We start from the raw sequence: 11058 nt of genomic DNA, 5'->3' as shown, positions 1-11058 counted from the left end.
GGTAAAATCGCATTAGAGCGATTCGATAGCGATCCGTTCGACCTCGTCATAACCGATTTAGCAATGCCGGAGATGGATGGTTTTGAGCTCATCGATGCACTGCAACGGCGGAAAGCGATGTTGCCAATCGTCGTCTTTACAGGATTGGATACTCGTGACATGATGCGGGAGGCGATGAAACGAGGAGCTTACGATTTTCTGGCAAAACCGGTATTGTTGGAAGAACTCGATGTTACCGTACGAAATGCATTAGAGAATTATAGTACTCGCTTAGCCAAACAACGCGCCGAATCTGATCTCGAACGACTGCGCAGTTTGATGACAGAAATCGAGGAAAAGAAATTAAACGATGAAGAACCGCTGCCGAGATTGTTAAAGGGTTGGAAACCTGCCGATTATGCAGTATTTCGGGGATTAGGACGCGAGTTGCAGTTTTCCGAAGGGCAGGAGTATCTCTGGGAGAATCCTGGTTCCGGCGGCATTTTATTCGTGGTGCAAGGTAAAATGTCAGTCAAGCGATTAGGTCGTGATGTGATTTTGCTCTCGCCAGGAGATTCATGGGGTGCTTCCTCATTGTTGAATGTTAATGTGCGTTCCGTTAAGTTGATCGCTGAAACTGAAGTGAGAGTTGTACGCTACAATGTCAGTGATGCCTTAACATTTTTTCGACAACATGAAGAGCGGTTGTTCAAACTTTGGGTGATAAATTTGATCTTCTTGACAAGTGAGTGGTTGGAAACCGCTTTTGATCGAATTCCCTAATTTGATCGCGATGTTTAGTCGATTCGTGAATTTATTTGTTCGCAACAATGGAAGCGAGCTTCAAGAATGAGTAATCGAGTTCGCAATCCGGTAGTTCCGGGTATTCATCTTCAACAGGAGAAGTGAGATGCATCGATCAAAACCAATCGTTACAGGAACCTTCCTGACGATTCCGCTTCTAATTGCTTTCGCGATTGGACTGGTTCCGCTTGCATCGGCTCAGACCCAGCCGCGACAGGAGTGGACAAATTCCGGGGTGACCGACGACCGGGTAACATTCTCAGAAACGTTGCCCATCGATCAAGCGATGAAACTGATGGGTGAGATAACCCTTCGTACGAGCAACAAAGTTATCATCGACAATAGCGGAAAGGTTGGCAAAATTGGCGTCGAAATCGTGAATTTGAGTTGGCGACGGGCATTGGAGCTAATCAGTAAGAAGAATGAACTCGAGTACGAAGAGGAGAGTAATTTCATTCGGGTATACGACCCACTGGTGAAAGACGCTCAGCTCGGAAAAGATGTTGATATCATCACAGCTACCAGCCGTGAAGTCACAATTGAAGCGGTGTTTTTTGAAGCGGATCGCAATGCATTGCGCGAAGTCGGCGTCAATTGGAGTACACTTTCATCCGGTGAGGTTAATGCAGTTGCATCACAGGATGTTGTAGGCAATGTCACCGATAACAACATCTTCACGATCTCGATTCAAAAAACCGTCGATAAAACACTCTCGGTCTCCGGCATAGTAAAGACATTTGAAAATAAGGGACTGGGTACGATTCTGGCGAATCCGCTCATCCGCGTCCGAGCTGGTCGTCAAGGCAGTGTTCATGTGGGACAGGACTTTTCGATTAAGACCCGCGACTTCGCCGGCAACACCATCGATAATTTTATTTCTGCCGGTACGATGTTAACAGTTACTCCTACTGTCTACATCGATAACGATGTGACGTTTGTTCATCTCAAGCTTGACGTAGAACGCTCAACCGGCAATGTTAGCGCACTAACAACAACCATCAATAAATCGAAAGCGAGCACATCGTTGTTGATGCTGCCAAATGAAGAGGCAGCAATCGGCGGATTGTATTCAACCGAGAAAAGCGAATCACGTAAAGGAATACCATTTCTAAGAGATTTGCCACCGTGGGTTCTTGGGATTCGTTATCTCACCGGATACGAACGGGTTAACTATGCCAACAAAGAGTTGGTGATATTGTTGAAAGTTAGTTTGGAGAAGGATCTCGTCACTCGGATGAAAGAGATGCGGACGCGCAAAGGACTTCAAGACGAGCGGCAACGAATGGAGCAACGTCAAGGTGACTTATGGCAACAGTCGGGCTTAGACAAATGAGAGTTCGAACCCAATAGCCAGAGTGACACAGATCATCTAATATATTATAAACAACGAATTATCAAGTGTTCACAAATCACATATCAGATAACAGCTCTTTTCATAGTAGTTGCAAACAAGTTTCCCCGATTCTTATGTTGAATCGTGGATGTTCCACCGCGTTATGCGAAGTTCGGGGATACGGTTAAAATTGTGCCGATCCCAGCAGACGCGGGACCTTGATAACTTTTTCCAAGTGCGGCATTTTCCGCCGGAGTTATCGAGGTTCACAGAAAACAGTAATCCCAACGGATTAAACCATCGGAGGATAGTATGGGCCAGCAACAATTATTGTTAATCGTCCTCGGCGTGATCATTGTCGGTATCGCCGTTGTCGTCGGAATCAACCTCTTCGGTAGCAGCGCCAAGCAAGCGAACGAAGATGCAGTTGTTCAAGAATGTCTTGGAATCATCAGTGCTTCCCAGCAGTGGGTACGCAAGCCTACAGCGCTTGGTGGACCAGCAGCTCAGAACGATTACACCAACTTTGACTTCTCGATTATTGGCAAGAGTGTCGCCGCCGGTACCTTGACATGGTCGAATGCCAACAATGACGCGTTTGTCATTTCCGCTCGCGGCGTGAATACTTATACCTTAACCGGAACCGGTCGTGAAGGCGCAGTGGTGACATATACTGGAATCACCGCTACAACTGTCCCGACCCCGACGATTACCCGATAATCGTTTGATTGGATTGCGAATGGGCGAGTCCATTTTGGGCTCGCCCTTCTCATAACTGCGATCTGAGAAAAATTTTCAAACACTGAAACCGATTCTCAGTTCTAATGTTTCCCGATGTATATTGCATTTTAGTAGGAACGCCTTCGTCGTGAGGAAGTGTGGGCTTTGACTACCGTTATCTTGGGTTGACACCGGCTGGCAAGCTGGTGCAAGGGATTATCACCGCCGGTTCGAAATCGGAGGCACGAAAGCGCGCCCAGGAACTTTCTACCAAACACCGTTTTAAACTAACCGAAGTTCAAAAAAAACGCACCTTCCTGTATAAAGTTCAACGCGGACTTGACAAACCTGTTACCGGCGAGCAAAAAGCGTATGCCCAAATTGAAGTACGCACTGCCCTCGAGCGACTTGGCTTCAAAGTTATTCGGATCCAACCAAAGCTTTTTGAATTTCAAGCGAAACCAGCCAACACCGACGTTGTAATGTTCATTCGGTTATCGGCGGATTTATTACGCGAGAAGTTGCCTTACGACGAAATCTTAAATCTTTTATCCAACGACCTTCAGAGCAAAGCACTGCGAGACGTATTGCGCGAGATTAGCAAGGACCTCCGCGAAGGAAAAGACGGCAAAGAAGTATTCGGAAAACATGAGTTAGCATTAGGAAAGTTCACGTCATATATGCTGGGTGTTGCCTCTAAATCTGGTAATATGGTTGACATCTACGAAGCGACGGCAAAGTTTCTTGAGCGCACCGCCGAGTTTAAAAAGAATCTTAAGAGTGCGCTGATAATGCCGGCGATCGTTGTGCTAGTATTGGCACTCGCAGTGATGTTTTATGTCGGTTACATCTTCCCAAAAACTGCAGAGATGTTCCAGCGATTCAACATTCCATTGCCACCAATGACGAAAGCGACTCTCGATTTTTCCAATTTCCTCCGCGACCACTTGATGATTCTTCTGGTTGTTACAGTTCTCCCGGTTGTTGCTATTGTCGCGTTCCTTCGAACCGATCAAGGAAAGTTCTTAGTCAATCGTTATTTGATACGACTGCCGGTCATCGGTGGAATAGCCCACAAAACCGCCATTGAAATTTTCTGTCGGGTATTTTACTCTTTGTACGGCGGCTCGGGCGAAAACATCGAAGCGATTCGGGTCGCTTCCGAAGCCTGTAACAATCGGTACATCGAACGTCAAATTAAAGAAGTAGCCATCCCAATGATGCTCAAGGAAGGTAAAGGTTTGGTGGAATCGCTGGAGGCGACCGGAGTCTTCACTGAGAATGCACTCTCACGTTTACGGAGCGGAGCAGAAACAGGAACTATCAGGCAAACTGCCCTGCAAGTCGCGAATTATTATGAAAAAGAGACAACTTACAAACTGCGCACAATCATTGATCTGATTCAAGTAATGATCGCAATGTTGATCATGGTTGTGATGACAGCGATTACAATTGTGTCTTCGGAAACCGCTGTTATTCGTCCAAAGATGCCGGGAACGTAATCGTTAGTGGATTGTCTTTCCACTTCGAGAATCGGTCCCATGTTTTTTGTAAGGTCAATGTCAAAGTACAATGAATAGTGCAACTTCATCAACTGTAATGCCACTGACGACCAGCTCCCGGTTGGGACAGATGCTGGTGGAAAAATCGGTAATCAACACCGAGCAACTAAAACGCGCTATCGAAATTCAATCGCGAGAGCCAGTAAAAGGACGGCGGCGATTGGGTGAGATATTAGTAACTGAACTCGGCGCTCACCGTGATAAAGTGTACAGTACGATTGCACAGTTGTACGCCTTCCCAATCATTGATATCGAAGTCGCTCCTCTTACTATTGAGCAGTTATCGGCGATCAAATCGTTTTACGAGAGTTTGAACGAAAAAAACCGCGATCAGTTACTCGACCGCAAACTCATTTTGATTCCCGCTTCCGCTACTGGTGGTGCTGCACTATTATTGTCACCCGATCCAACCGAACGCGATCTACCGGATCTAATCTCCGCGATTGGCGTAAAGCGCTTTGAAATTGCCTACACCCGGTTAGACTCACTCCAGCAACTCATCGCACAGATTTATCCTGTGAAGAACGAGTTTTTACAAATCCTCGAAGACGTCAACGCGAAACTCGAAGTGATAAGTGAAGAGAGTGCTGTCGACGAAGAGGCTTTGGACGCTGAAATCAATCAATCGATGCTGGTGAATTTAGTGGAAGGTGCTTTGGTCGAAGCGGTTCGACAAGGGGCAAGCGACATTCACATTATCCCGCAGTCGGGAAATGTCTCCGATTTTTATTTCCGGCTCGATGGCAAATTGAAATTATGGTACCGCCAGGAAGGAATCAAGCCGGAAGCGATTGCAGCGGTGTTCAAAGATCGCACGAAAAATGTTGACCGGTTCGAACGGGATATGGCACAAGACGGATTTGTCCAACGTAAAATCGACGACCACATGATGCGCTTTCGGGTCTCGATTATTCCGATTGTCGGCCAAGAGTTTGAACGCAAACTCGAATCCATTGTTTTGCGTGTAATCGACGACCGAAAGGTCATCACTGATCTTGAAAAGTTAGGACTTCAACCGCAAGCGCGAGCTGACTACATCAAAGCAATCTCTGCGCCGCAAGGAATGGTGATTCTCACCGGGCCAACCGGGAGTGGTAAATCGACAACGCTAATGGGTGCGCTTTACCATGTAATTACACCGGAGAAATGTATCCTTACCGTGGAAGAACCGGTCGAGTATTTAATCAAAGGCGCTCGACAAATCAAGATTAGCGACAAGTTAGATTTCGATATGGCGATTCGCGCAATTCTCCGTCATGACCCCGACATCGTCATGGTCGGCGAAATGCGCGACAAGAAAACCGCAGAAATCGGAATTAAGCTTGCTAACACCGGGCATTTGACATTTTCAACTTTGCATACTAACGACGCTCCTTCTTCTGTTGCCAGACTTTTCAAGATGGGTATAGAACCATTTCTCATCGCTTATGCGATTAACATTATCGTCGCACAACGATTGGTTCGGACGTTATGTAAAGTCTGCAAGGAACCAGTCAATCCTAATGAGATCGATGAAAAAGTGCTATTAGCTTCCGGATTCAGCGACGACGAAATCCGTTCGACAACATTTTTCAAGCCGGTCGGTTGCCCCAAATGCAATGCAGGTTGGAAAGGTCGCGCAGCAATCCATGAAGCACTCTATTTTCATAAAGACTTGCGTGAACTCATTATTTCTTCGAAAGAGGATATCAACGAACAGGCGATCCGCGAACTTGCGATTTCCCATAAAATGTTAACATTGCGGAAATCGGGTTTCGACCGTGTGAAATCCGGCGTAACCACAATTGACGAGATTTTAGGGGCAACAACCGACGAATAGGGGAGAGAATGGAAAACTCAGAACAAAACCAATTCCGCCCTGCTTGGCTTACGGGTGCCGGTTACCAAGACACAGATTTTGGCAGATTGTTACAAGGTTTTTCGAATTACGAGCGTGAATCGTTTCTGCAACTTGGCCGAGAAGTAGAGTATCCCATGCATTCTCTGGTAGTTGAAGAAGGATTACCGGCGAACAATTTTTTTGTCATTCTCGACGGCTCCGTCGAAATCTGGAGCCACGACGTTCAGGTTTTATACACGATACTCAAGCGCGGCGCAGTTTTCGGCGAACTCTCCTTTTTTAGTTCGTCGCGGGTGGCAACTGTTCGTACTCAATCGGATAGCGACTGTTTAGTATTCGACCGGGAACGAGTACTTGATTGGTTCCGACGTCGCGAAGAGCGTTTGTTTAAGCTGTTCGTTTTTAACATAACTCGGATTATCATTGCAAAGTTACGCGGCGCGAACGACCGGATTCGCGATCTGGAAACCCGATTGCGGGAAGGGAATTGACCATGAAATTTCGGCAAATCCTCATTACGATCTTACTTCCGTTGGCATTCTTTTCCTGCAAAAGCAGCGAAGATGGAGTGTCACCGACCAGTGCAACCATCGAAGGGACAGTCGTCGACGAGATAACTTCGCGCGGTGTTCCCAGTGTGCTCATTCGAACTTTACAGTACAATGAAACAACGACAACCGACTCTACGGGACACTTTCAGCTCGAACTCGCTGTGGGTGATAGTTTCTCCGGGAATGTAACGTTAGAAGCTTCACGCGGCGGTTATGTTACACAACGCACTGATGTGCGAGTCAACTCCGGTCAACTTGCTAACATGCCTACCATGCGTTTAATTCGCAGTGGTGATACATCCGGTACATCCTCCGGTGAAGCGGTATCGATTATCTACATCGGATCGGATGTTGCGAGCATTTCCGTTCGCGAAACCGGTACCGTCGAAACCGCTCGATTAACTTTTGAAGCGCGTGACATACGCAGCATTCCAGTCGACATCAATAATCGGGTAACGATGCACTTCCAAATCGAAGGGGCAACTGGCGGTGGTGAGTATCTCGGCAACGATAGTGCTCAAACCGATGAGAATGGACGGGCAGTTTGCGCATTGTTCTCAGGAACCCGTCCGGGAACAATTCAGATTCTTGCAACCGTACAGGATACAATCCGCGCCCGGCCAGTTCGGATGACCATTCATTCCGGACCGCCTGATTCAGTGCACACCACACTCGGTTTCGCCAATATTAATTTCCCGACATTAGGTGTTATGGGTATGGTTGATACGGTTTATGTAATCGTCGGCGACCGTTACTCCAATCCGGTTCCCGCTGGTACAAATGTGTATTTCTCCTCGGAAAACGGCGTTATTGAAGCACAAGGTATAACTGATGATTTCGGACGGGCTTCCGTTCTGCTCCAGAGCGGCAATCCCTATCCCTTCTCGACATCGGGTTGGTCCCGGGTCTTTTCCCAGACTGTTGATTGGACTGGCCATTCTTATACGATTTTTGGTACGTTGTTGTGGACCGGAGGTGTAGCCACAATTGATATCGATCCCAGCTCATTTGAGATAGAAAATGGCGGAACACAAGGGTTTAGCGTTCACGTTGCCGATATCTACGACCACCCACTTTCGGCTGGAACCCGGTTCTTTGTCCAATCGACCGCCGGTCAGCTTAACGGCGATGTTTCATTAATTTATCCCGATACCCAAAGTCCAGCCTGGACGAATTTTTACTTTTCATTATCCGATTTTTCTCCTGAGGATACTTTGGCACCGGTCGAAGCATCGATTACTGTAACCATTACGAGTCCGATTTTCGGTCAAGCCGGAAGAACCGTTTACGGGACGGTCGACTGATGAATGATGAACTAGAAAAAATTACCGATTCGGTACTCAATGAAATCGATCCATTTGCCGATGGACTCGAGCGACTCAAACAGATTTCATTGGTATTGCATAAAATGGATTGGCGGGAGCGACGTCCACTCTATTCGATGATGCAGGAATTGGTAACCAAGATGCCGGATATGAAAGCCAGCGACATTGATTTTGGCGGCGATTCGGCGAATGGGTATATCTGGTACCGCATTCATGGAGTGAAGTCACCCGAACAGTCGATTGGACGTTTTCTTGCAGATCAAACGAATGTTCTCATCTTAAACCTGCTCGATGAAACACAGCTTGAAATTCTTTGGGATAACCGGAATTGTGACTTTTCCTATACAACTGAAGTCAGTCGAACAAACATGGGAGAATCGGCGCGGTTAAGGTTTCGTGCTGACGCATATTTCGACATGGGCAACCTCGCGCTGAATATGCGACATATTGCCGGTTCGATTCGCTCATTCCGGGAGTTGGAACTTCATCCGAATGTTGCCAGGGTGTTATCTCTCCAGCATGTAAAAATGGGATTGGTGTTGGTCACTGGTATTACCGGTTCCGGCAAATCGACAACACTCGATACGATTATCGACGCAAACAATAAAACCGTCGATGCTCACATCGTGATTATCGCTTCGCCGATCGAGACAATCCATCAATCGCAGCGCTGCATCGTCCGCCATCGTGAGGTTGGACGTGATGTACGTTCGTTCAAAGATGGTGCTGTTCAAGCTCTTCGACAAGATCCCGATATCATTGTGATAGGTGAAATGCGTGATCCGGAAACGATAATGACCGCTCTCGATATCACCGACTCCGGTCATAAAGTGTTCTCAACTCTTCACACCGCCTCTGCCGTCGAATCGATCGACCGCATCATCGCAGAAGTGCCAGAACTTGAGCAAACCCGTGTCCGGATGCGCCTTGCCGATGTTCTACAATGTGTCATATCGCAAAAATTAGTTCCAACCTTGGATAGCAAGCGTTGTCTAGCAAAAGAAGTTCTCGTAATAAATTCGTCGGTGCGGGCAGCAATTCGGAATGGTAATACCACCGAAATTTATCAAATGATTCATGAGTCATCTGCCGATGGAATGACAACCATCGAACAGGATTTGAAACGATTGGTTCAGTTGCGGCGAATCGCTCCCCAATCCGCACTTGACTATTCGAATAACAAGAAGCGTATGCAGGAATTACTTTCGGGACTCTAATATGGCGCTCACGGCAAAAGGTGCGGTCAAATATCCAACGGGAAATCACGCGATCGGATTTCAAGCCGATGGCAAAGATTTAATGATCGCCCATCTCATCCGCAACAAACACGGGATCGCCATTTTCTCGATCCAGCGGTTAACTTTAAGTTCACCGGTTGAAGGGGGTCCAACTTCGTTAACCGGTTCGATGCCGACTGCTGACCTATCACCATTCGGAGCCGATTTAGAAGCTTCGGTAGCCGGGATGGTCGGTTCGGGAGAAGCACCAGAAGACGATGAGCGACTGTTGCACTCAGCTTTGGCGCGGCTTCCATTAATGAAATCAAAATTGGGAATCGCGATTGCCCCTGCCAACGTCCGTTTCTTCAACGCTGGTGAACCACAAATCTCCGACAAACCGAACACATTAGTGGATCGAATTCGCGGTGTCGCGCAAGCGAAAATTGGCGAAACAGTTACCGCGAATAACTCACACGTAGAATTGCAAGCCGGCGCCCCTTCCTGGTGTATCGTTCACCGTGATGAAATGGTATTCATCAACCGATTGGAAGCGATGCGAAAGTCGCTGGGCAATCCTCGGATGCGATACAGTCTCATTGACCCGGTAGAAGTATCGCTGGTCGGTTTAATGAACCGGGAATGGCTTGCAGCCTCACAAGAAATCACTGTTCTAATACACATCGGGCGGGAATACACTCATCTTATCATTCTGCATGGCAGCGATGTTATTACTGTTGCACCGTTGATCCAAACCGGCTCTGTCTCACCGGCATTGTTGCAAACGCTGGCAAGCAAAATACTCTTAGAACAGGACGAAGTTGGCATAGCGGAAATCCATCGGATAGCACTTTCCGGTCAAGTAATTCAAATCGAAGCGAAAGAGTTTTTTGAACGGAAGTATCCGGCAGTTAAGGTGAAGATTTTGGGAAATGGCGGCTGCGACGACTACAGTTTGACCGAAGAAGAGCGATCGATTCTTCCTGAATTTACTGTCGCAATCGGGTTAGCGTTGAAATTGCTTGACCCAAGTGGTTATTGGAAATCGAACCTGTTACCTGAATCAGTAAAACGATCGCAACGCGTGTTAAGTTTTGCCTGGCACGGCTATTTATTACTCCTGTTGTTGTTTGTCAGTACCGTATTTCTTGCTTTCTCGACAATGAAAGAGAGTCGAGCTGTCAAGATAAACAAATCGACTTTGGTTTTACGAAAACAACAAGAACAAGGAAACCAGTGGTTACGTACCGAACTCGAACAACAGAATGCTCTGCTACTGGAAATGCAGCGAATGCTTGCAGTTTCGGATTCACTGTCGGCAGGTTCGCAACGCTGGAGCAAGCTTTTACTGGAACTCGACATTAGTTCCCGCAAGATAGGTTCAGTTTGGCTGGAATCGATTCAGAACGCCAAAGACGGCATTACAGTAATGGGGAAATCGCTGACTCGAGCGAGGATCAACGACGTTTCGAAGCTCTTTCCGAATACGATTATTCAAAGTGTGCAGCGAGTCGAAATACAAGGAAAAACCGTTTATCAGTTTGAGTTGAAGATTCCTTTTCCGCCGGAGGATCCTGCTGCACCCGGCGCAACCGGAGTACCCGTAGACGATAGTAGGAATTCAGGCAGTACCGGAGCACCAAACCCAGGTGGTAGCAGTGGCAGCGGCAATTCCAACCCACCAACCGGCAGCCCGTCTTAACGGAGGAGAAAACGATGACTTATGC

At 47.3% G+C, this 11058-nt stretch carries 9 protein-coding genes; all 9 read left to right on the top strand.

The features are described from left to right. On the top strand, nt 1–762 hold a 762-nt coding region (locus tag OEM52_10450; protein MDK9700552.1), incomplete at its 5' end, for a response regulator. 127 nt (nt 763–889) lie between these two features. Beyond that, nucleotides 890–2116: a type II and III secretion system protein gene (locus OEM52_10445; protein MDK9700551.1), complete on the top strand. Its 1227-nt coding sequence runs from the start codon at nt 890–892 to the stop codon at nt 2114–2116. 312 nt (nt 2117–2428) lie between these two features. Next, nucleotides 2429–2836, top strand: a complete 408-nt coding sequence (locus OEM52_10440; GenBank protein ID MDK9700550.1) for a hypothetical protein — start codon at nt 2429–2431, stop codon at nt 2834–2836. Nucleotides 2837–2994: 158 nt separating this feature from the next. Next, nucleotides 2995–4338 carry a type II secretion system F family protein gene (locus OEM52_10435; protein MDK9700549.1) on the top strand — a complete coding sequence of 448 codons (1344 nt, stop codon included), beginning with the start codon at nt 2995–2997 and terminating at the stop codon, nt 4336–4338. 70 nt (nt 4339–4408) lie between these two features. Beyond that, complete coding sequence (locus OEM52_10430) at nt 4409–6217, top strand: GspE/PulE family protein (GenBank protein ID MDK9700548.1); 1809 nt, start codon at nt 4409–4411, stop codon at nt 6215–6217. An 8-nt stretch (nt 6218–6225) separates the two neighbouring features. Beyond that, nucleotides 6226–6729: a cyclic nucleotide-binding domain-containing protein gene (locus OEM52_10425; protein MDK9700547.1), complete on the top strand. Its 504-nt coding sequence runs from the start codon at nt 6226–6228 to the stop codon at nt 6727–6729. 2 nt (nt 6730–6731) lie between these two features. After that, nucleotides 6732–8093, top strand: a complete 1362-nt coding sequence (locus OEM52_10420) for a carboxypeptidase regulatory-like domain-containing protein (protein ID MDK9700546.1) — start codon at nt 6732–6734, stop codon at nt 8091–8093. Beyond that, nucleotides 8093–9331, top strand: a complete 1239-nt coding sequence (locus tag OEM52_10415; protein MDK9700545.1) for an ATPase, T2SS/T4P/T4SS family — start codon at nt 8093–8095, stop codon at nt 9329–9331. Before OEM52_10420 ends, OEM52_10415 begins: the two co-directional genes overlap by 1 nt. A 1-nt stretch (nt 9332) precedes the next feature. Then, complete coding sequence (locus tag OEM52_10410) at nt 9333–11033, top strand: hypothetical protein (protein MDK9700544.1); 1701 nt, start codon at nt 9333–9335, stop codon at nt 11031–11033. The last annotated feature ends 25 nt before the right edge of the window (nt 11034–11058 follow it).

The sequence above is a fragment of the bacterium genome, assembly GCA_030247525.1.
Classification (GTDB): domain Bacteria; phylum Electryoneota; class JAOADG01; order JAOADG01; family JAOADG01; genus JAOTSC01.
Note: the sequence above shows the minus strand (reverse complement) of the source record. Positions and strands in the feature narration are given on the sequence as shown.